This is a genomic window from Micromonospora costi, from assembly GCF_003626655.1.
Lineage (GTDB): Bacteria > Actinomycetota > Actinomycetes > Mycobacteriales > Micromonosporaceae > Micromonospora > Micromonospora costi.
The window spans coordinates 1113847-1134552 of record NZ_RBAN01000001.1; the positions used below are offsets into that span (position 1 = coordinate 1113847).

General features: G+C 73.7%; 18 protein-coding genes. 6 read left to right on the plus strand and 12 right to left on the minus strand.

Annotated elements, in window-relative coordinates:
* Nucleotides 1–85: 85 nt before the first annotated feature.
* The 3 genes from D7193_RS05005 to D7193_RS05015 are packed head-to-tail and all read left to right on the plus strand — an operon-like array spanning nucleotide 86 to nucleotide 2761.
* On the plus strand, nucleotides 86–1687 hold the full coding sequence (locus D7193_RS05005) for an MDR family MFS transporter (protein WP_120778146.1): 1602 nt from the start codon (nucleotides 86–88) through the stop codon (nucleotides 1685–1687).
* A gap of 11 nt (nucleotides 1688–1698) precedes the next feature.
* Nucleotides 1699–2193 (plus strand): universal stress protein, encoded by a 495-nt coding sequence (locus D7193_RS05010; protein ID WP_120778147.1) that lies wholly within the window; start codon nucleotides 1699–1701, stop codon nucleotides 2191–2193.
* A gap of 46 nt (nucleotides 2194–2239) precedes the next feature.
* Nucleotides 2240–2761 carry a DinB family protein gene (locus D7193_RS05015; protein WP_120779271.1) on the plus strand — a complete coding sequence of 174 codons (522 nt, stop codon included), beginning with the start codon at nucleotides 2240–2242 and terminating at the stop codon, nucleotides 2759–2761.
* A 19-nt stretch (nucleotides 2762–2780) separates the two neighbouring features.
* Here D7193_RS05015 and D7193_RS05020 read toward each other — a convergent pair whose 3' ends face one another.
* The 3 genes from D7193_RS05020 to D7193_RS05030 form a co-directional block, all read right to left on the minus strand.
* Entirely contained in the window at nucleotides 2781–3401 is a 621-nt protein-coding gene (locus tag D7193_RS05020; RefSeq protein ID WP_120778148.1) for an HAD family hydrolase, read from the minus strand.
* On the minus strand, nucleotides 3398–6997 hold the full coding sequence (gene smc / locus D7193_RS05025; RefSeq protein ID WP_120779272.1) for a chromosome segregation protein SMC: 3600 nt from the start codon (nucleotides 6995–6997) through the stop codon (nucleotides 3398–3400). The genes D7193_RS05020 and smc overlap by 4 nt, the downstream gene beginning before the upstream one ends.
* Nucleotides 6998–7354: 357 nt before the next feature.
* Nucleotides 7355–7549: a hypothetical protein gene (locus D7193_RS05030; RefSeq protein WP_120778149.1), complete on the minus strand. Its 195-nt coding sequence runs from the start codon at nucleotides 7547–7549 to the stop codon at nucleotides 7355–7357.
* A gap of 371 nt (nucleotides 7550–7920) precedes the next feature.
* On the opposite strand from D7193_RS05030, the gene D7193_RS05035 reads away from it, so the two are divergent.
* A complete protein-coding gene (locus tag D7193_RS05035) occupies nucleotides 7921–9456 on the plus strand; it encodes a CAP domain-containing protein (protein ID WP_120778150.1) in 1536 nt (511 codons plus the stop codon).
* 111 nt (nucleotides 9457–9567) lie between these two features.
* A complete protein-coding gene (locus D7193_RS05045) occupies nucleotides 9568–10404 on the plus strand; it encodes an endo alpha-1,4 polygalactosaminidase (protein ID WP_120778152.1) in 837 nt (278 codons plus the stop codon).
* A 449-nt stretch (nucleotides 10405–10853) separates the two neighbouring features.
* On the opposite strand, the gene D7193_RS05050 is transcribed toward D7193_RS05045, so the two are convergent.
* From D7193_RS05050 to rsmD, 9 genes are all read right to left on the minus strand, one after another.
* Nucleotides 10854–13073 (minus strand): MMPL family transporter, encoded by a 2220-nt coding sequence (locus tag D7193_RS05050; RefSeq protein ID WP_120778153.1) that lies wholly within the window; start codon nucleotides 13071–13073, stop codon nucleotides 10854–10856.
* 223 nt (nucleotides 13074–13296) lie between these two features.
* On the minus strand, nucleotides 13297–14154 hold the full coding sequence (gene mutM / locus D7193_RS05055) for a bifunctional DNA-formamidopyrimidine glycosylase/DNA-(apurinic or apyrimidinic site) lyase (protein ID WP_120778154.1): 858 nt from the start codon (nucleotides 14152–14154) through the stop codon (nucleotides 13297–13299).
* Nucleotides 14147–15064: a ribonuclease III gene (rnc, locus tag D7193_RS05060; RefSeq protein WP_120778155.1), complete on the minus strand. Its 918-nt coding sequence runs from the start codon at nucleotides 15062–15064 to the stop codon at nucleotides 14147–14149. The genes mutM and rnc overlap by 8 nt, the downstream gene beginning before the upstream one ends.
* Nucleotides 15061–16044 (minus strand): phosphate acyltransferase, encoded by a 984-nt coding sequence (locus D7193_RS05065; protein WP_120778156.1) that lies wholly within the window; start codon nucleotides 16042–16044, stop codon nucleotides 15061–15063. The genes rnc and D7193_RS05065 overlap by 4 nt, the downstream gene beginning before the upstream one ends.
* Before the next feature lie 114 nt (nucleotides 16045–16158).
* A complete protein-coding gene (gene rpmF, locus D7193_RS05070; protein ID WP_076470490.1) occupies nucleotides 16159–16332 on the minus strand; it encodes a 50S ribosomal protein L32 in 174 nt (57 codons plus the stop codon).
* Between the two features lie 5 nt (nucleotides 16333–16337).
* On the minus strand, nucleotides 16338–16901 hold the full coding sequence (locus tag D7193_RS05075) for a YceD family protein (protein WP_120778157.1): 564 nt from the start codon (nucleotides 16899–16901) through the stop codon (nucleotides 16338–16340).
* Nucleotides 16902–17011: 110 nt separating this feature from the next.
* On the minus strand, nucleotides 17012–17509 hold the full coding sequence (locus tag D7193_RS05080; RefSeq protein ID WP_120778158.1) for an SPFH domain-containing protein: 498 nt from the start codon (nucleotides 17507–17509) through the stop codon (nucleotides 17012–17014).
* 266 nt (nucleotides 17510–17775) lie between these two features.
* Entirely contained in the window at nucleotides 17776–18264 is a 489-nt protein-coding gene (gene coaD, locus D7193_RS05085; RefSeq protein WP_120778159.1) for a pantetheine-phosphate adenylyltransferase, read from the minus strand.
* Nucleotides 18261–18824, minus strand: a complete 564-nt coding sequence (gene rsmD, locus D7193_RS05090; RefSeq protein WP_120778160.1) for a 16S rRNA (guanine(966)-N(2))-methyltransferase RsmD — start codon at nucleotides 18822–18824, stop codon at nucleotides 18261–18263. The genes coaD and rsmD overlap by 4 nt, the downstream gene beginning before the upstream one ends.
* A gap of 313 nt (nucleotides 18825–19137) precedes the next feature.
* Between rsmD and D7193_RS05095 the strand changes: the two genes are divergently transcribed.
* Nucleotides 19138–20640 (plus strand): cell wall anchor protein, encoded by a 1503-nt coding sequence (locus D7193_RS05095; protein WP_120778161.1) that lies wholly within the window; start codon nucleotides 19138–19140, stop codon nucleotides 20638–20640.
* Nucleotides 20641–20706 lie beyond the last annotated feature (66 nt).

The following is a 20706-nucleotide window of genomic DNA, read 5'->3' on the forward strand; positions in this document are numbered from 1 at the left end:
TGCCTCGGGCAACTTGCGGACGTGGCCCGGACGTCACACCCGCCGTCCGACGTTTCCCTTCGTCTTCTCCCCGGAGGCTGCCACGATGACCCAGGCGACAGCGCCCTCCCGCGCGACCGCCCTGACCATGACCCACCGGCAGGTGCTGGAGGCCCTCTCCGGCCTGCTCCTGGGCATGTTCGTCGCGATCCTCTCCTCGACGGTCGTCTCGAACGCGCTGCCGCGGATCATCACCGAGCTCGGCGGCGGCCAGTCCGCGTACACCTGGGTGGTCACGTCGGCGCTGCTGGCGACCACCGCGACCACCCCCATCTGGGGCAAGCTCGCCGACCTGACCAGCAAGAAGGTCCTGGTCCAGGTGGCGTTGCTGATCTACGTGCTCGGCTCGGTGCTGGCCGGCGCCGCCCAGGGCACCGGCGAGCTGATCGCCTGCCGGGTGCTGCAGGGCGTCGGCGCCGGGGGTCTCACCGCGCTGGCGCAGGTGATCATGGCGACGATGATCGCGCCGCGCGAGCGCGGCCGGTACAGCGGCTACCTCGGCGCCGTGATGGCCGTCGGCACGATCGGCGGCCCGCTGGTCGGCGGCGTCATCGTCGACACCTCCTGGCTCGGCTGGCGCTGGTGCTTCTACGTCGGCGTGCCGTTCGCCGTGGCCGCCCTCGTGGTGCTCCAGAAGACGCTGAACCTGCCGGTGGTCCGGCGCAAGGCACAGATCGACTGGTGGGGCGCCACCCTCATCACCGCCGCCGTGTCGGTGCTGCTGATCTGGGTCTCCCTCGCCGGCGACCAGTTCGCCTGGCTGTCCCTGCCGACGGTGGCCATGGTGGGCGGCGCGCTGCTGCTCGGCGCCCTCGCGATCCGCGTCGAGACCCGGGCCGCCGAGCCGATGATCCCGCCGCGCCTGTTCCGTTCCCGGACCATCGCCCTCGCCACCGTCGCCAGCGTGGCGGTCGGTGTCGGCATGTTCGGCGCCTCGGTCTTCCTCGGCCAGTACTTCCAGATCAGCCGCGGGCAGAGCCCCACGATGTCCGGCCTCATGACGCTGCCGATGATCCTCGGCCTGCTGGTCTCGTCGACCCTGACCGGGCGCGTGATCACCCGGACCGGCCGCTGGAAGCGGTACCTGGTCACCGGTTCGGCGCTGCTCACCGCCGGCTTCGCGCTGATGGGCACGCTGCGCGCCGACACCAGCTTCACGCTCCTGAGCGTGTACATGGCCCTCATCGGGGTCGGCCTCGGCATGACCATGCAGAACCTGGTGCTGGCGGTGCAGAACACCGTGGGCGCGCACGAACTGGGCGTGGCCAGCTCGGTGGTGGCGTTCTTCCGCAGCCTGGGCGGCGCGATCGGCGTGTCCGCGCTCGGCGCGGTGCTCGCGCACAAGGTCACGAACTACCTGGCCGAGGGCATGGGACGGCTCGGCGTACCGGCCTCCGGCTCCGGCGGCGGAGGCGCGCTGCCCGACGTCCACACGCTGCCCGCCCCGGTCCGCGCCGTCGTGGAGAGCGCGTACGGGCACGGCGCCGGCGACATCTTCCTCGCCGCGGCACCGCTCGCGCTGATCGCGCTCATCGCCGTGAGCTTCATCAAGGAGGTGCCGCTGCGCCGGCACAACGCCGACGCCCCCGGCGTTGCACCTGAACGGGAGTCGACCGTCACCGTCGCCGCCGGGCGTACGGCCGAGTGAGGGAGAGGATCATGAGCGTCGGAGCGCCCGACCGCGAGGAGTACGGCCCGCAGGCCCGGCCGCTGCCGTTCGAGCGCGGCACGGACGGCCCCCGGGTGGTCCTCGTCGGTGTGGACGGCACCCGCACGTCGGAGCGGGCCGGCTCGTACGCGGCCGGCCTGGCCCGCCGGCAGGGTGCGGCACTCGTGGTCGTCTTCGTGAACTCGCCGAACGGCCTCACCGCCCTGCTGCCCGGCGTGGACGCCGGTGCGGTGCAGCGCACCCAGGACGAGCTGACCGCTGAGATCCGCAAGGAGATCCAGCGCGGCGCCCGGGAACTGGGCCTGCCGATCACGTTCGTGTGCCGCCGGGGCGACCCGTACGTCGAGCTGCGCGACGCCGCCGACGAGTTCCAGGCGGACATGGTGGTCGTGGGCGCGTCGGAGCAGGCCGGTCACCGCCTGGTCGGCTCCGTCGCCACCCGGCTGGTGCGCACCGGCCGGTGGCCCGTCGTCGTGGTGCCCTGACAAACCCCGTCGCGGATTGTCGGGGCGACCGGCCAGTATGTCCGGCATGACGTGGACCGCACCGAGCATCACCCGCACCCCTGAGATCAGCGTCGGCGACGAGCGCGCCATGCTCGAGAGCTGGCTCGACTACCACCGGCAGACCCTGCTGCTCAAATGCGCGGGCCTGACCGCCGAGCAGTTGCGCACGGCCAGCGTCGAGCCGTCCGGGCTGACCCTGCTGGGGCTGGTCCGCCACCTGGCCGAGGTGGAGGCCTGGTGGTTCCGGGAGAACTTCGCCGGGCAGGACGTGGACTACCCCTACTACACGCCCGAGCACCCGGACGCCGACCACGACGTCAGCCAGGCCGACGCCGAGGCCGACTTCGCGACCTTCCACCGGGAGGTCGAGCTGGCGCGGGCGGCCGCGGCCGGCCGCTCGCTCGACGAGACCTTCACCGAGATCGGCCCGAAGAAGCGCACGTTCAACCTGCGCTGGGTATTCGTGCACATGATCGAGGAGTACGCCCGGCACAACGGCCACGCCGACCTCATCCGGGAACGCATCGACGGGGTCACCGGGGAGTGACCGGCGCAGCCCGCCCGGCTCAGTACGCCAGCGCCGCCCGCAGGTAGCGCAGGTCCCCGGCGCCGGTCCAGCGGTGGGCGGAGAGCCCCGCGGCCCGGGCCCCGCGCACCGACCAGTCCTCGTCGTCGGTGAAGAGCACCCGGTCCGGCGGGGTGGCCACCGCCACGCAGGCGGCCTGGAAGTACTCCTTGGCGGGCTTGTTCACGCCGAGCCGGTACGAGTTGACCACCGCGTCGAACTCGTCGGTGAGGCCGAGCGCCGCGAGGTCGTCGTCGAGCCGGTCGGTGGCGTTCGTGGCCAGACCGACCCGGATGCCAGCGGCCCGCGCCTCCCGGACGAACGCGAGCACGTCGGCGTCCACCTCGCCCCGGTACCGCTGCCACTCCTCGACGGCGGCCCGGGCCCGCTCGGCGCCGCCGGCGGGGTCGGCCAGCGCGTCGACCACGCTGGTCATCCAGTCGGCGTGGCTCACCTGGCCGGTGAGCACGGGCTGGAGCCGCCCCCACTGCATCGCGATCTCGGTGAGCACGCCCTCGGCGAGGCCGTAGCGCCGCTCGACGCCGGCGGCCACCGCCGGGTCCCACCGGCGCAGCACACCGTCGAAGTCCACCAGCAGCGCCGTCGCCCGTTCCCGACTCACTCGTCCCTCTCCTGCCCGTCCTCCGCGGCCCGGTTGAGCCGCTGGCTGATCACCTGGGTGACCCCGCCCCGCATGGTCACCCCGTACAGCGCGTCGGCGACCTCCATGGTCCGCTTCTGGTGCGTGATGACGATCAGCTGGCTCTTCTCCCGCAGTTGCGCCAGGAGCGTGATGAGCCGGCCCAGGTTCACGTCGTCGAGCGCCGCCTCCACCTCGTCCATGATGTAGAACGGGCTGGGCCGCGCGCGGAAGATCGCCACGAGCATGGCCACCGCGGTGAGCGACCGCTCGCCGCCGGAGAGCAGCGACAGACGCTTGATCTTCTTGCCCGGGGGCCGGGCCTCGACCTCCACGCCGGTGGTGAGCAGGTCGTCCGGGTCGGTGAGCACCAGCCGCCCCTCGCCGCCCGGGAAGAGGACTTCGAAGACCTGCTCGAACTCGCGCGCGGTGTCGGCGAACGCGCTCGCGAAGACCTCCAGGATCCGGTCGTTGACGTCCTTGACGACGGTCAGCAGGTCCCGGCGGGTGGCCTTCAGGTCCTCCAGCTGCTCGGAGAGGAACTTGTAGCGCTCCTCCAGGGCCGCGAACTCCTCCAGCGCGAGGGGGTTCACCTTGCCGAGCAGGGCCAGCTCGCGTTCGGCCTTGGCGGCCCGCTTCTCCTGCACGGGACGCTCGTAGCGCACCGGCTCCGGCACCGGCAGGCCGTCCCGCTCGGCGGCCGCGACGTCGGCCTGGGTGGGCGGGACGGGTTGGGTCGGGCCGTACTCGGCGACCAGCGTCTCCACGTCCAGGCCGAAGTCCTCGGCCGCCTTCGCCTCCAGCTGCTCGATACGCAGCCGCTGCTCGGCGCGGGCCACCTCGTCGCGGTGCACCTGGCTGGTCAACCGCTCCAGCTCGGCACCGAGCCGCTTGGCCGCGCCGCGTACCTCCTGGAGCTCGGCCTCCCGCGCGGCGCGCTCCCGCGCCACCTCGTCCCGCTGCTCCTCGGCGGTGGCGATGGACGTGGTCAGCCGGGTGAGGGCCTCCCGCGCGCCGCCCGCGACGGCCCGCGCGATGGCCGCGCCCCGCGTCCGCGCGGCACGCCGGGCCGCGGCACGCTCCCGCGCCGCCCGCTCCGCGGACGCCTGCCGGCGCAGCGAGTCGGCCCGGCCGGCGATCGACGAGACCCGCTCCTCGGCGGTACGCACCGCCAGCCGGACCTCCATCTCGTTCTGCCGGGCCTGCGGCACCATCGCGGCGAGCTGGTCGCGTTCCTCGGTGGACGGCTCGGCGTCGACGGGCGTCTCCTCGGCCAGTCGCAGCCGCTCCTCCAGCTCGGCCAGGGTCGCGAGGTCCCGTTCCCGGGCGGCCTCCGCGCGCGCCCGGGATTCCCCGAGCCGCTCGGTCTCGGCCTTCGCCGACCGGGCCGCCGCACCCAGCTCGGCCAGCCGCCGCGCGGCCGCGTTGCGGTGGCTCTCCGCCTCCCGCTTGGCGGCGGCCGCATGCTGCACCGCGTCCTTGGCGGCGGCCACCTCGGCCCGCGCCTCCACCAACTGCTCGCGCAGCTCCGCGGCCGTCCGCTCGGCCGTGATCCGGTTGGCCCGCGCCTCCTCGACGGCGGCCTGCACCTCGATGAAGCTGGGCGCCTTCGCCGAACCGCCGGCCGCCGCGTACGCCCCCACCACGTCGCCGTCCGGCGTGACCGCCCGCAGCTCCGGGTTGTCGCCCACCAACTCGGCGGCGGCCGCGAGATCGTCGACGAGCACCACGTCGCGCAGTGCCCGGTGCACGGCCGGCCGCAGCTGCTCGGCGCACTCCACCAGGTCCGGTGCCCAGCGCGCGCCGTCGGGCAGCTTCGGGCGCAGCGCGTCCGCCGGGCCGTCCATGCCGGGGCCGGCGGGGCTGCCGACGAGCAGGCCGGCCCGCCCGGCGTCGGAGATCTTCAGCAGCCGCATCGCCTCGACCGCCTCGTCGACGCCGGTCACCGCGACCGCGTCGGCCAGGCCGCCGAGCGCCGCGGCGAGCGCGGCCTCGTGCCCCGGCGCGACCGTGAGCAGCCCGGAGAGGCTGCCGAGCAGGCCGGGCACGTCGCCGGCACGGACCAGCAGGGCGCCGGCCCCGTCCTTGCGGCGCAGGCCGAGGGCGAGCGCCTCCTCGCGGGCCTTCCAGGTGGCGGCGTCCTTCTCCGCGGCCCGCTCGGCGTCGGAGAGGGAGCGTACGGCCGCCTGGGCCCGCTCGTGCACGGCTACCGCCTCGGCGTGCCGCTCGTCCAGGTCGGCGTTGTCCCGGTCCGCCTCGGTGGACTGGGCGGCCACCGCGTCGAGGTCGGCCTGGGCCTTCTCGGCCCGGCCCAGCGCGTCGGTGTGCGCGGCCGCGAGCCGCTCGATCTCCTCGCCGGCGCTCGTGGTGCGGGCCCGCGCCGAGTTCACCTGGCCGGTGAGCCGGGCCAGCCCCTCCCGCCGGTCCGCGATGGCCTTCGCGGCGGCGACCAGTTCACGCTCGGCGGCGGCGAGCTGGCGTTCCAGCTCCTGGCGGTGCTCGACGGCCTCGGCGAGGCGGATCTGGTCGTCGGTGAGCGCGGCGCGCAGTTCCTCCTCCTGCTCGCGCACCCGCTCGGCCTCGGCCTCCAACTGGTCCGGGTCGCGCCCGGGCCGCTCGTCGTCGGGCGTCGCGCTGAGGTGGCGCAGCCGCTCCCGGGCGAGCTGTTCGATCGAGCGGAACCGCTCCTGGAGGGCGGAGAGCCGGTACCAGGTGTCCTGCGCGGCGGCGAGCAGCGGGGCGTCCTCGGCGAGGGCGGCCTCCAGCTCACCGAGGCGGCGCTGCACCTCGCCGTACTCGGCCTCGACCTGCTCGCGCCGCTCCCGCACCGCGGTCTCGTCGGCGATCTCCTTGTCGAGGGTGGCGCGCAGGGTGGCCAGGTCGTCGGCGAGCAGCCGCAGGCGGGCGTCGCGCAGGTTGGCCTGGATGGCCGCGGCCCGGCGGGCCACCTCGGCCTGCCGGCCGAGCGGCTTGAGCTGGCGGCGCAGTTCCGTGGTGAGGTCGGTGAGCCGGTCGAGGTTCGTCTGCATCGCGTCGAGCTTCCGCAGCGCCTTCTCCTTGCGCTTGCGGTGCTTGAGGACGCCGGCCGCCTCCTCGATGAAGGCGCGCCGGTCCTCCGGCTTGGCGTGCAGCATGCCGTCGAGCCGGCCCTGGCCGACGATGATGTGCATCTCCCGGCCGATGCCGGAGTCCGACAGCAGCTCCTGGATGTCGAGCAGCCGGCACGAGTTGCCGTTGATCTCGTACTCGCTCTCGCCGGAACGGAACATCCGGCGGGTGATCGACACCTCGGTGTACTCGATGGGCAGCGCGCCGTCGGTGTTGTCGATGGTCAGCGTGACCTCGGCGCGGCCCAGCGGCGCCCGGCCCGCGGTGCCCGCGAAGATGACGTCCTCCATCTTGCCGCCGCGCAGGGCCTTGGCGCCCTGCTCGCCGAGCACCCAGGCGATGGCGTCGACGACGTTGGACTTGCCGGAGCCGTTCGGGCCGACCACGCAGGTGATCCCGGGCTCCAGCTTGAGCGTCGTCGCGGAGGCGAAGGACTTGAAGCCCTTCACCGTCAGGCTCTTGAGATGCACCTTCTCGATCCTCGTCCGGTGGCCGCCGTGCCGTCGCCGGCTGCGCACCTGCTGATCCCGCAGACTAACCCGGGTTGCCCCGGGGGCCGGTACGCGACCCGCCCCGTACGTCGCCGGCGGGGGCCGAGGGTCGGTTTCCGGAACGGCTGGTCACTACGCCCCGGCAAAGGCGCGTGCCGTTCACGACCGGGTTCGCGGCGACGATTTCGGCGATAGCGCCGGCGCACTTCCGGTCCGGATCACGACAAGATCAAAGAATGGCTGCCGGAAAGGCGCGTGAAGACAAAGCTGCGCGCCGGCACACAGGTGTCGGCGCGCGTTTTCTGCGTGGTGCGATTCAGTTTTCCGACGCGGAGATCAGGTCAGCGCGGGCTCGGCGAGCCGGAGCAGATCGTCCGCCTCCGCCGCGGCGGCCGCGAGCCGATCGTTCTCGGCACGCACCCGCGTGAGCTCGAACTCCAGTGCCTGAACCCTGGCACGCAGTCGGGTGACCTCGTCGAGCAGACGCCGGTCGGGCGCTGCACCTACGTGGCCGTAGAGGGCCTTCGCCATGTTGACTCCTTGATATGCGCTGCCGGAAAGGCCGGCCAACGCGCGCCCACGTGTTCGCGACTGCCATTCCAGCTGTATCTGGGCATGGCCGGGCGCGACTGGCGACACCTATATATTGAGCCGCAAACCCCCCTTCGTCAAGTTCCCGCAGGCCGTAGATCATCTCCACGTCTACCTGCCCACTCGCCGGGGGGCTGCCAGGAGGCACGGACACGCTCTGTCCGGACCCCCTAACTCTACGCCCGCGTTGACGGGAAGTCCGCACCCGAGCGTCCGACTTCCCCTTAACTCTTTCTTAGCCACGTTGCCGCAGGTCGCGGCGCGCCCGTAGCGTCTTGCCGGCCCGCAACCGACCCCCTGGAGGCTGAGGCGTGTACGGCTGGACCGACCCGAACGACCCGGACGGCGCGACCCGGCGCCCGGAGCAACCGACCGGCGAACCGGCCTGGCTGACCGACCGTCCGGCACCGCGGTCGGCCTACCTGTTCGGCGACGACCCCGACGAGCCCGCCGACACGTGGCGCGACCAGCCGACCGGCGTGTGGCGTCACGACGCGGACGAACGGCACGCCGACCGGTCGACCGACACGGGGCGGCCCGACCCGGCGGCGGAGGCGTGGCACGACGACCTGACCGGCCGGCATGACGAGCCGGCACCACGCGACGGGCAGCCGACCGGCGGCCACCACCGGGACCTCCCCACCGGTGGCTGGGCCGACGAGGAGGCCCGTCCCCGGTCCGCCGGCCACCCGTATGGTTCCGGCGGGTGGCCGGCGGACCGGCCCACGGCACGTCCCGACGACGGTGCGGGCACGTCCTGGCCGTCCGAGGGCGGCCGGGCCGGCGAGGCCGGCGGCGGCTGGGCCGGCGAGTCGACCGGCGGCGGCTGGGCCGGCGAGTCGACCGGCGGCGGCTGGGCCGGCGAGGCCGGCAGTTCGGCCGGCGGCTGGGCCGGCCCGTACACCGGGGGGAGCCCGGCGTACGGGCCGCGGCACGGCGGGTGGGACGACGAGGCGGCCACGGGCGCGCTGCACGCCGTCGACGCCACCGCGCCGATGTACCCGGTGCCCTCCCGTGACGCCGGACGGCCGGGTGAGCCGTACGGGCAGCGCGCCGAGGCCGCCGGGCAGGGCGGCGCCGAGGGACGGCACCGGTCCCGGCGCCGGATCCCCCGGCCGCTGGTCATCGGGGGCGCTGCCGCGGCGGCCACCCTCGTGGTGAGCCTCGGCGTCGGGGCGCTCGCCATGCCCGGCGACGACGGTGCGCCCGGCGACCCGAGCGCGGTCGACGACACCGTCGCGGCCGCGCCGGCGGTTCCCACCGACGAGTCGCCGGCCGAGGCGCTGACCGCCCCCTCCCCCACCGCCTCTCCGAGCACTGTCCGGCCCAGCCCGTCCGCGACCCGGACGACCCGGCCCACCCCGGCGCCGTCGCGAACCACCGCGCCGTCGCGGCGCACCGAGCGCAGCGCCGCGCCGACCACCGGCGGCACGACCAAGGCGCCCAGCGCAACCACCTCCGGCGTGAGCGCACAGGCGCGCGAGGTGGTCGACCTGGTCAACGCCGAGCGGGCCAAGGCCGGCTGCAACCCGGTGAGCATTGACGACAAGCTGATGACCGCGGCCCAGCGGCACAGCCAGGACCAGGCCGATCACCAGAACATGTCGCACGACGGCAGTGACGGCAGCGACCCCGGCGACCGGATCGAGCGGGTCGGGTACGAGTGGCGTACCTACGGCGAGAACGTGGCCTGGAACCAGAAGACCCCGGCCGCCGTCATGGACGCCTGGATGAACAGCTCCGGGCACCGCGCCAACATCCTGAACTGCGCGTTCACCGAGATCGGTGTGGGGATCGCGAGCAGCAACGGGCCGTACTGGACCCAGGACTTCGCCACGCCGCGCTGACCCGGCGAGTCGTCGGCCGGTCCGCGCTCGTTTCACGGGTGAGGCACGCCGGCGTGGGGGCGGCGTGCCGGTGCGGGCGGCGGGGCGCCGTCCGGGACCCGGGAGCTGCCGATGCGGATCCGGCTGCGGCCACGCGCCGTCCGGCTGCGCCGCGCGCTGGCCGCCGGCGCCGTGCTGGTCCTGCTCGTCCCGGCGTACGGCTGCCGGGTGGACGTGACCGCGCCCGGGGCCCCGACCCCGTGGCCGCCCGCGTCGGCCCGCCACTGGCAGTGGCAGTGGCAGGTCACCGGGCGACTCGACACCGACGTGGACGCGGACGTGTTCCTGCTCGACCCGGTGCGCACCACCACGGCGGAGACCTCGGTCCTGCGTGCCCGGGACCGGCGCCTGGTCTGCCAGGTGTACGTCGGATCGGTGGTGCCGGACGACCCCGACGCGAGCCGTTTCCCGGCCGGCGTCCTCGGCGCGGCGGGTCGGCGTCCGCAGAGCCGCTGGCTGGACGTACGGCGCTGGGACGCGCTGGAGCCGGCGCTGGCCGACCGGTTCCGGCTCTGCCGCGGCAAGGGTTTCGGCGCGGTGGCGCTGGCCGACGCGGACGCGTACCTGCACCGGTCGGGCTTCCCCGTGAGCTTCGACGACCAGCTGCTCTTCAACCGGCGGCTGGCCCGGCTCGCCCGGTCGCTGAGCCTCTCACCGGGGCTGATGAACGACGTGCCGCAGGTCGCCGCGCTCGCGCCCGACTTCGACTTCGCGGTCAACGAGGAGTGCGTCCGGCTGGGCCAGTGCGCGAAGCTGCTGCCGTTCGTGGACGCCGGCAAGCCGGTCTTCCACGTCGAGTACACGGGCTCGACCGCCGACTTCTGCGTCACCACGGTCGGTTACGGCTTCGCGTCCGCCCGCAAGCAGCGCACCCTCGACGCCTGGCGGGAGACCTGCCCGCTGCTCTGAGCCGGCGCCCGCGTACCCCGGACAGGGCGCCGCCCCCGCCGGAGGTCGGGGCGGGGGCGGCGCGCTGGACGCCGGGCGGTCAGCCGGCGGCCACTCCCGGGGCGGGCGCCGCGGTGTTGGGGCCGCGCGGTGCCGGAACCCCGGCCGCCTCGGCGCTGAGCGGCGTGGCGAGATCCTCCAGCAAGCGGCCCTCGGCCCGGGCCTCCGGGTGCGCTGCTCGTCCATGGTCGGGCACATGCCCCGCCGCGCGTCCCGTCAATCCTCGCCGGCACGCCGGACGCCGGCCGCGTCGGTCGGGACCGCCCCCGACGCGGCCCGACCGGCGGCTGCCGGCTGCCGGCTGCCGGCTGCCGGCTGCCGGCGGATTACCGCACCCCGGCGGGCCCGGCGTCGTGAGCGCGGGTCGGGCCGGCCCGCACGCGGCGTGCGGACCGGCCCGGACCGACGGCTCAGCGGACGCCGACCAGCTCCCGCTCGGGCTCCGGCGGGTCGATCCGCGTCGCGGCGGGACGGCCGCGCAGGAAGCGGGGCGCCCACCAGTTCGCGTCGCCGAGCAGGGTCATGAGAGACGGCAGGACCACGGCCCGGATGATGGTGGCGTCGAGCAGGATCGCCGCCGCGAGGCCGATACCGAGCTGCTTCATGTCGATGGTGCTCAGCGTCGCGAAGATCGAGAAGACGCCGACCATGACGAGCGCCGCGCTGCTCACCACGCCGGCCGAGGACGTGATGCCGTACGCGACCGCCTCGCGGTTCGACATCCCGGCACGGATGCCCTCGCGGATCCGGCTGACCACGAACACGTGGTAGTCCATCGACAGGCCGAACAGCACCACGAACAGGAAGAGCGGCAGCCAGGACACGATCGCGTCCATCGAGGTGAAGTTCAGCAGGTCGTCCGCCCAGCCACCCTGGAAGACGAGCACCAGGAGGCCGTACGAGGCGCCGGCGGAGAGCAGGTTCAGCACGATCGAGCTGACCGCCACCACCACCGAGCGGAACGTGAACGCCATCACCAGGAAGGTGAGCAGGAGCACGAAGCCCATCACGATCGGCAGCTTCTCCCAGACGTGCTTCGCGTAGTCCTCGCTGGCCGCGACGCCGCCGCCCACCGCGTACTCGACGCCGGGTATCCCGCGCAGCTCCGCCGGCACCAGCTCGTCGCGCAGCTTGTGCAGGGAGTCGACGGCCCTGTCGTCCCGGCTGGCGTACGGCGTGGCGACGTCCAGCACGGTCACCCGCCGGTCGTCCGACACCCGGATCTTCGGGCCGTCCGCCTCCACCGGGGCGAAGAGCGGGTCGCCACCGGCGCGGCCGGCAAGGTCGGTCAGCGCGGCGCGGACCCGCTCCGCCTCGGCGGCCGGCGCCTGCACCGCCACCAGGTGGCTCGTGCCGTTGCTCGGGAAGGCCGCGGTCAGCCGGTCGTACGCCTGCATGGCCGGGGTGCTGCGGGGCAGATCCTCCATGCCGGGGAACTTCAGCTTCATGCCGAGCGCGGGCGCGGCGAGGGCCAGCAGCAGGCCGACCGCGATCACCAGCGTGGGCACCGGTGCCCGCAGCGCGGGGCGCAGCAGCGCGGGCCACAGCCGCGGTGACGCCGGCTGGCCGTGCCGGCCGGTACGCGGCGCGGTCAACCGCCACAGCACCGGCACGCGGGGCCGGTCGACCCAGCGACCGAGCTTGGCCAGCACGGCGGGCAGGACGGTCAGCGAGCCGGTCACGGCGACCGCCACCACGAGGATCGAGCCCACGGCGAGGGACGAGAAGACGGCGTCGTTGGCGAGGAGCAGCCCGGCCATCGAGATGATCACGGCGAACCCGGAGACCACCACGGCGTGGCCGGACGTCTCCGCGGCGATCTCCACGGCGTCCAGCCCGGAGCGGCCCTTCGCCCGTTCCTCCCGTTCCCGGCGCACGTAGAACAGCGAGTAGTCCACGCCGACGGCCATGCCGATGAGCAGGATGACGCTGGCCGTGACGTCGGTGGCCGGCACCAGGTGGGACGCGAGGGTCGAGAGCCCCATGGCGGCGGCCACCGAGGAGAGCGCGAGCAGCACCGGCACGCCGGCTGCGATCAGGGCGCCGAAGGCGATGATCAGGATGGCGAGGGTGACGGGCAGGCTCAGCAGCTCGGCGCGCTTGAAGTCCCCGCCGAGGGTGTCGTCCAGCGCCTTGTTGATCGACGGTCCGCCGACCTGCTCCACCCGTAGCTGCGGGTGGGCGTCCTGCACGCCGGCGGTGGCGTCGCGCAGCGGCTGCACGCGGTCCGCCGCCGTCTCCGGGTCACCGGACATGGTGATGGGCAGCAGCAGCGCCGACCCGTCCCGCGCCGGCACCGGCTGCCCTACCGCGGCGACCCCCGTCACGCCGCGCAGCCGGTCCGCGGCGTCGTCGGCCGCCGCCTTCGCGGCGGCCTGGTCCAGGCTGCCGGACCGCGCGGTGATGAGGACGTTCTCGACCGCCGGGTCGTGGAAGTCGCCGGCGTCCGCGATCAGCCCGGCCCGACCGGACTCACCGATCGCCTGGTCAGAGTCGGTGGCCTCGTTGAGGCCGGCGGCGGTGCCCCCCACGAAGCACACCGCCACGAACACCACCCACAGCGCGATGGCGCGCCACGGATGCTCGGCGCTCCAGCGCGCCAACCGCACCGTCACCGGTCTGGCCCCCATTGCCGGTTCCCCCGTCTCCGTCAAGCCCGTGTCAACGGTGCTGACGTTAGGGACGCGACGTGGCGGCGACATCGGGGAGCCTCCCCGGACCGCCCCGGAACCGCGCCGTCCGACCCGGACGGCCGGACGGGCACCGGCACTCCGCCGAACGGATGGCTCACCCGGGTCCGTACCGGAGCGTCCGGGCCCGACGCGCCGGGTCCACCCCCGACGCGGCTCGGGGTCATCCCCGAAGCGACCCCCGGGGCCGGGGCTGGCAGCGCGGGCAGCTGTACGACGACCGGTTCATGAACGGCTCGCGACGGATCGGCGCGCCGCACCGCCGGCACGGCTCGCCCTCGCGGCCGTAGACGTTGAGGGACCGTTCGAAGTACCCGCTCTCCCCGTTCACGTTGACGTAGAGGGCGTCGAAGCTCGTGCCGCCGGACCGGATGGCCTCCGAGAGCACGTCCCGGACGTGCCCGAGCAGCCGCTGCGCCGCCGGTCTGGTGAGCGTGTCGGTGGGCCGTGCGCCGTGCAGCCGGGCCCGCCAGAGCGCCTCGTCGGCGTAGATGTTGCCGACCCCGGAGATCAGCGTCTGGTCGAGCAGAGCCCGCTTGACCTCGGTACGCCGGCGGCGCAGCGCGGCCACGAACGCCACGTCGGAGAACTCGGGGTCCATCGGGTCCCGGGCGATGTGGGCGATCTCCGCGGGCAACTCCGCGCCGCCCTCGCTCACCGCGAGACCGCCGAACGTGCGCTGGTCGACGAAGCGCAGCTGCGGGCCGTCGTCGGCGAACCGGAACCGCACCCGCAGGTGCGTCTCGTCGGGCGCGTCGGCCGGTTGCATCAGCAGCTGGCCGGACATGCCGAGGTGCCCGACCACCGCGTCGCCGCTGTCCAGCGGCAGCCACAGGTACTTGCCCCGGCGGCGCACGTCGAGCACCGTCCGGCCGGCCAGCACGTCGGCGAAGTGCGCGTCACCGGGGGCGTGCCGGCGCACCGCACGCGGGTGCCGTACCTCGACCGAGTCGATCCGCCGGCCGACCACCCACTGGGCGAGCCCCTGCCGGATGGTCTCGACCTCGGGCAGCTCAGGCACGGGCCGAGCCCACGTCGCTGGCGCCGGCGTCGCCCGCCACGGCGCCGCCGGCCGGGTCGGTGGCGGTCGTGCCAGCCGGGTTCGCGGTCGGCGCGCCGGCCGGGTTCGCGGTCGCGGCGTGCTTCGCGCCGGTGCCGTTGCCGGTGGCGCCCGCGGCCTGGGCCGGGGTGACGCCGCCGTCGCCCTGCGCGCTCTGCTCCGCCTGCTCGGTGAGGGTCCGCCAGGCCGCCTCCGCGGCCCGCTGCTCGGCCTCCTTCTTGCTCCGCCCCTCGGCGCCGCCGTACCGGTTGCCGGCGACCACCACCCAGGCCGTGAAGGTCTTCAGGTGGTCCGGGCCGGTGCCCTCGATCCGGTACTCGGGCACACCGAGCCCGAGGGCCGCCGTCAGCTCCTGGAGGCTGGTCTTCCAGTCCAGCGCGGCACCCCGGCCGGCCGACTCGGCCATCAGCGGGTCGAAGAGCCGGTGGATCACGATGGAGGCGGTGTCCAGGCCGTACTGGAGGTAGATCGCTCCGAGCAGTGCCTCGAGCGTGTCGGCGAGGATGCTCGCCTTGTCCCGGCCACCGGTGGTCTCCTCGCCCTTGCCGAGCAGCAGGTACGCGCCGAGCCCCTCGGGGCCGAGCCCGCGCGCCACGTCGGCCAGGGCGCGCATGTTGACCACGCTGGCCCGCAACTTGGCGAGCTGCCCCTCGGGCAGGTCCGGGTGGTTGTGGAAGAGCGCCGTGGTGATCACCACGCCGAGGACCGAGTCACCCAGGAACTCGAGCCGCTCGTTCGTGGGCAGGCCACCGTTCTCGTACGCGTACGAGCGGTGTGTCAGCGCGCGCTCCAGCAGCGCGGGGTCGAGCGACACGCCGAACGCGGCCTCGAGGTGACCGACGGAGGCCCGCCGCCGCTTGTCGTTGCTCATGGTGTGGTTACCTCGGTGTCGATGGTGTGGTCGTGACCCGCCGGCGTGTGACCGGCGAGCAGCGCGACGACCTGGTCGATGGCGCGGCGCCGCCACAGGTGGGCGGCGAGGGCGATGCCGGAGGCGACGTCGTCGGCACCGGCGGCGCCGTGGCAGACCACCACGGTGCCGCCGACGCCCAGCAGGGCCGCGCCGCGGGGGGCGCCGCCGCTGGCGGGGGGACCGCCGGCCATCGCGTACGCACCCTCGACGGCCTTGAGCAGCACGTTACCGGTGAACCCGTCGGTGACCACGACGTCGGCGCGCGCGCCGAGCGAGACGTCGTAGCCCTCGACGAGACCGACGTAGCGGGCGCCGCAGGGCAGGGGTTCGGCGGCGAGCACCGGATCGGCGGCCCGGCGGACCCGGTCGCCCTTGCCCGCCTCGACGCCCACCGAGAGCAGTCCCACCCGGGGCGCGGCGACGGCGTGCGCCACGGACGCGTAGGCGGCGCCGAGCACGGCGTGACGGGCGAGGGTGGCTGGACGGGGTTCCAGGGAGCCGCCGACGTCGAGCAGCACCACAGGGCCGGCGACCGCCGGCAGGGTGGCCACGAGGGCCGGTCGCCGGACGTGCGGCCAGCGGCCGAGACCGAGCGCGGCGGCGGTGACCGTGGCGCCGGTCGAACCGGCGGAGAGCAGGGCGTCGGCGGTGCCGTCGCGTACGGCGGCCACGGCGGCGCGGACCGTGCTCTCCGCACGCGCGGCGCTCGGGTGGTCGGCCATGCCGACCGCGTCGCGCACGGGCCGCACCGTGATCCGGGCCCGGTGGACCGGGTCGAGGGCACCGATCAGCGCGTCGGCGAACTCAGGGGGGCCGACGAGCAGCAGGTGCAGGTCCGGATCGGCGCGCAGGGCCCGCAGAGCGCCGTCAACCACGACGGCGGGAGCGTCGTCCCCGCCGAGGAGGTCAACGGCGATCCGCGCGGTGCCCGGCTCCACCGGGACGGCGGCCGGATCGGGCCGGCCGGCGTCGGAGGGAGCCGGGGCACCGGGCGAATGCCAGGGTGCGCGCGCCGCCCGACCAGGGGTCGGGAGCGTCACTCGGCGTCCAGGTCAGACCTCGAGGACCTGACGGCCGTTGTACGTGCCGCAGACGGAGCAGGCGGCGTGCGGCAGCTTCGGGGACTTGCACTGCGGGCACGCCACGGTCGCGACCGCCGCGGTCTTCCACTGCGCCCGGCGGGACCGGGTGTTGCTGCGCGACATCTTGCGCTTGGGGACGGCCACGGTTCTTACTCCTCTTTACGGGTCAGTTGCGACAGGCTCGCCCATCGCGGGTCGATCTGCTGGTGGCTGTGGTCGGCCGGCAGATCGTCCCAGTGCACCCCACACTCGGGGCACAGGCCTGGGCAGTCCTCCCGGCAGAGCGGGTTGGTCGGCAGCGTGAGCACCACCGCGTCCCGCAGTGCCGGCTCCAGGTCGATCAGATCGCCCTGCATCCGGCCCACCTCGTCCTCGTCGGTCGTGGTGTCCGTGGTGCTGTTCTCGTACGCGTACAGCTCCTGGATCCGCACGGCCACCGAGTCGTTGATCTCGCGCAGGCAGCGGCTGCACTCGCCCCGGACGGGACCGCTGACGGTCCCGGAGACGAGTACGCCCTCGGACACCGACTCCAGCCTCAGGTCGAGGTCGAGGTCCGCACCCTCCGGCACGCCGATCAACTCCACGCCGAGGTCCGCCGGTGCCGGCACGACCCGCTTGACCGTACGCAACGCGCCAGGCCGACGCGGCAGGTCTCTCGTGTCGAGGACCAGCGGCGACCTGGGATTGAGTGGGCTTGGCGAGTGTTTGGGCATAGTCAGACTCCGGCCGGTGAGAGGCCGACAAACGAGGTTACCTGGACGACCGCCCGACCGTCGAACCGGGGGCGCGCGCCCCGCCTCCGCGCGTCGGCTGCTGGTGCCGCTCAGAAGGGTAGCGGGCGTTCCGCCTCGTCACCGGCGAAGGTCCCGATCTCGCGCAGCGCGTGCATCTTGTCGCGGCCGCGCTCTATCGAGGCGAGCGCCCGGGTGAGGAACTGCTCGAAGTTGGCCAGGGCGGTGTCGACGTAGTCGTCGACCTCCTCCCGCAGCCGCTGGGCCTCGGCCCGCGCCTCGGCGATGATCCGGGCGCCCTCGTGCTCGGCGGAGACCGTGATCTCGTTCACCGAGACGAGGCGGGCGTGTTCCGCCTCACCCTCGCTGATGATCCGGTCGGCCTCGCGCTTGCCGGCCTCCATGATCTTGTCGCGCTCCTCGAGCAGGGCGGCGGCCCGGCGCAGGTCGGCGGGGAGTTCGGCGCGCAACTCGTCCAGGGCCGCGATCACCTCGCCCCGGTCGAGCATGCAGTTGTTACGCGACATCGGGACGGACCGCGCCGTCTCCACCATGGCGATCAGTTCGTCGATGCGATCGAGCGGGTCCACCGGTACCTCACTCCTGTCGTTCGTCGGCCGACCTACATGATGCGGGCTCCGGCCGGTTTCCCGCTCCGTCCATCATCGCGTGCACCCGGCCACGGGTCCCTCCCCCGGTCCCCCCGGCGCGTCGCACAGCCCCCTCTCCCCCGCGATCTTGCACTTTCCGCCCCGACATATCGCCCGTACCAGGACAACCCAGGGGCCAAAACTGCAAGATCGCGGGAGGGAGAGGGGAGGGAGCGCGCGAGGGGGGTGGGAGTGGGGGTGGGGGTTTAGGAGCGGGGGGGTGGGGACAGGCGGGCCTGGAGTTCGGTGCGCACCCGGTCGGGTACGTGCGGCGAGACGTCGCCGCCCCACTTCGCCACGTCCTTCACCAGGCTGGAGGAGAGGAACGAGTAGAGCGGGTTGGTGGGCATGAACAGCGTCTCGACCCCGGCGAGCCCGATGTTCATCTGCGCCATCTGGAGTTCGTAGTCGAAGTCGCTGACCGCCCGCAGACCCTTGATCAGGACGCTCGCGTGCTGCGCGCGGCAGAAGTCCACGAGCAGCCCGCGGAACGACTCCACCCGGACGTTGTCGTACGAGGCGGTCACCTCACGGAGCATGTCGATCCGCTCCTCGACCGTGAACAGGCCGCTCTTCGACTGGTTCACCAGCACGCCGACGATCACCTCGTCGAACAGCCGGCTGGCCCGGCCGATGATGTCGAGGTGTCCGTTGGTGACCGGATCGAAGGAACCGGGACACACCGCACGTCTCATGATCGGCGACCGTACCAAAGGGTGGTCTCCCCGTAACGGCGACTGCGCTCCCCGGTGACCCCTGGCACCCAGGCGAGCGGGTCACCCCGGCTGGACCGTTCCACCACCACGAGCGCGTCCGGCGCCAGCCAGTCGTGCTCTACGAGCGCGGTCAGCAGGCCGGTGATCTCCTCGTCCGGCAGCGCGTACGGGGGGTCGGCGAAGACCACGTCGTACGGCCCGCCGTCCGGCCCACCGGCCAGCACCGTGGCGACCCTGCCGGTGACCAGGCGGGCGGCGGGGGCGACGCGGAGCGCCGCCATGTTCTCCCGGATGACCCGGGCCGCCCGCGGATCGGACTCGACCAGCAGCACGTGGTCGGCGCCGCGGGAGAGCGCCTCCAGCCCGACCGCGCCGGAACCGGCGTACAGGTCGGCGAACCGGGCGCCGGACAACTCGACCTCGGCCTGCACGGCGCTGAACAACGCCTCCCGCACGCGGTCGGAGGTGGGCCGGGTGCCCGCGCCCGGTGGCGCGGCGATCCGGCGCCCGCCGAGCGTCCCGGCCACGATCCGGGTCACCGTGTCCTCCTGCTCATGCCCCGACGCTACGCGACCGGCCGGTGCCCGCGTCCGCCCCGGTCGATGCCGCGACCGCGACTAGTCGATCACCGAACGTATATCAATGATCTCACATTCATAACATCAGTCTTAGCGGATCCTGAGCGCTGTAACGACGACAACTATCTCGCTAGGGTCTGCCGGTGCCGGTGAACGCAAGACCGGCCGCGGCGACGGGGAGGCTCGCAACGGACGCGCGGCGCTCGTGAGCGACCGTCCGACCATCCTCCCGACGCCGACACCCCCGAACGCTTCTTTCACCCCGGGAGTACGCGTGATCCGTACCAAGCTGTCGCTGCGGCGGCCGCTGGCAGTCCTGGGGGCCGCCCTGCTCGGCCTCACCGGGGCCGTCGCGGTGGCCGGCCCCGCCAGCGCGCACCACACCACCATCACCGCCAAGGTCTCGTGCGACCAGCTCGCCGGCGAGCGGGTCATCACCTGGACGGTCGAGAACAGCGAGACCGACAAGGCCGCGACCCTGCAGACCGTGACGGCCGAGCCGAACACCCCGGTGAACCTGCGGTCGGACTCGACGAAGCCGCTCCAGGGCGCCGTCATCCCCAAGGGCGGCAAGATCCGTGCCGTGCAGCGCGTGCCCAGCGACACGGCGAGCGCCAAGCTCATCGTGCACGCCCTCTGGAAGAAGAACGGCCAGGAGGCCACCAACGACGGGAGCATCACGCTGCCCGTCGACCGGCCGTGCGCGCCGGCCCCGAAGTGCGTGGACGCCAGCAAGGCGAGCTACAGCCACACCTTCGACGGGCCGAAGGGCACCGCGACCGTCAAGCTCGACGGTGACCTGCCGCTCTGCGAGGGCAGCGAGCAGCCGTTCACGCTGGTCTCGTACTTCGCGCCGCGGCCGCAGTTCGCCACCCCGCAGTACGTCTACGGCACGCCGGACACCGACACGATCAGCGGTGACAAGAAGGAAATCGAGCTGAACGTCGAGATCCCGAACTGCCACACCCAGGTGGACCTGATCTGGGGCGGCAAGGACGAGGTCATCGAGGAGATCACCGAGGGCGGCCCGCGCTACGGCGACAAGAAGCTCGGCTCCCCCGGCGCCCCGGGCAACCGGTCGAACGGCCCGCAGGGCTGGTACAACGGCGGCGACAAGAGCTGCACCACCCCGGCGTCGACCTTCGCGTCCAACTGCGACGGCACGGTCACGGTGTCGCTGAGCAACGACGGCAAGGACGGCAAGTACCCCGTCGAGTTCGAGGTCAAGGGCGAGAACGGCTGGTCCAAGAAGGTCACCGTCGAGGCCGGCAAGGCCGACAACAGCACGGTGGTGCCCGCCGAGAACGCCGGCAAGGTCGAGGTGCTGGTCGACGGCAAGGTGATCGAGGGCGGCACGTACTCGTGGGAGCGCCCCGAGGACTGCCCGCTGCCGGAGATCACCACCAAGGCCGACTGCAAGAACTTCAGCCTGACGGCGAGCAACCCCGAGGGTGGCCTGCCGGTCAAGGTGGAGTTCACCTACGGCGACAAGACCGAGAGCCGTACGGTCCAGCCGGGCAAGTCCGAGACCGTGACCTTCACGGCCGGTAAGGACGACACCGCGCTCGTGACGCTGCCCGACCTGGACATGGAGATGGAGGCCGTCTACGCCCCCGAGGGCACCTGCGGCGGCGGTGGCGCCGGTGGCGAGGAGCCCGGCCTGCCGGTGACCGGTGTGGCGGCCGGCGGCATCGCCGCGGGCGCGCTGGCCCTGCTGGCCCTGGGCGCGGTGCTCTTCTTCGTGGCCCGCCGGCGTCGGGTGCGGTTCACCGCCTGATCCGGCAGTAGCGACCCGCGAGGGCGCGTCGACCGAACGGTCGGCGCGCCCTCGTCGTCTTTCCGG